1 protein-coding gene is annotated in these 712 nt (G+C 77.0%); it reads right to left on the bottom strand.

Translation table 11 applies throughout. The features are described from left to right. Positions 1 to 252: 252 nt before the first annotated feature. A partial coding sequence (locus tag ACFQ3T_RS36900; protein ID WP_380730847.1) for a class F sortase occupies positions 253 to 712 on the bottom strand: 460 nt, incomplete at its 5' end.

The raw sequence follows: 712 nt of genomic DNA, 5'->3' as shown, positions 1-712 counted from the left end.
TGGCGCGGCGGCGGTGCTGGTGCCCGACGTCCGCGGCGCCATCGGCAGCGGCGCGGCCAGGTCGCCCACGTCGTTGCCGGGCCTCGGCTCGCGCGCCCCCAGGACGGCCAGCACCACCAGGGTGAGTGCCAGCGCCACGCCCGTGCTGAGCCAACCCCATCGCTTCACACCCATCAGGACGACGTGGGGCGCCCCGTGGTTGCGTCGGGTGACCGATCGGCCCGCGAGCGTGCCGATCAGCCACCTCCGTGGTCACCCCACCGGGGTGGCGATCACGACCTGGTTCTCCTCGTACCCCGTCTCGCCGCCGACCCACCGGCCGCCGCACGTCACCAGCACCAGCCGGTGCGCGCCCCGCGGCCCGAACAGCTCGACGGCCCGCGCCGGCAGGTCGTCCTTGCGCACCGCCTCGACCCGGCCGACCTCGAACGCGAACGTCCGGCCCGCCGCGTCGACCACGGTCACGCGCTGCCCGACCGCCGACCGCCACAGCTCGTCGAACGGCCCGGTCATGCCCTTCCAGTTCACGTGCCCGGCGAGCACCGTCGCGCCCTCGGCCGCGCCGAGGTCGACACCCCACCACGTGGCCTCGCCGACGCCCTCGGGCACCGGCAGCACGCCGTCCGCGGTGACCTCCTGCCGGACCAGCGTCGCCACCCCGCCCTCGGGCAGCCGCACGGTCCCCGGCCGCTGGCCCTGCGGCACGGCGGGC

It is taken from the genome of Saccharothrix hoggarensis (assembly GCF_042678885.1).
Classification (GTDB): Bacteria; Actinomycetota; Actinomycetes; order Mycobacteriales; family Pseudonocardiaceae; genus Actinosynnema; species Actinosynnema hoggarensis.
This window is presented reverse-complemented; position numbering and strand designations above follow the sequence as displayed.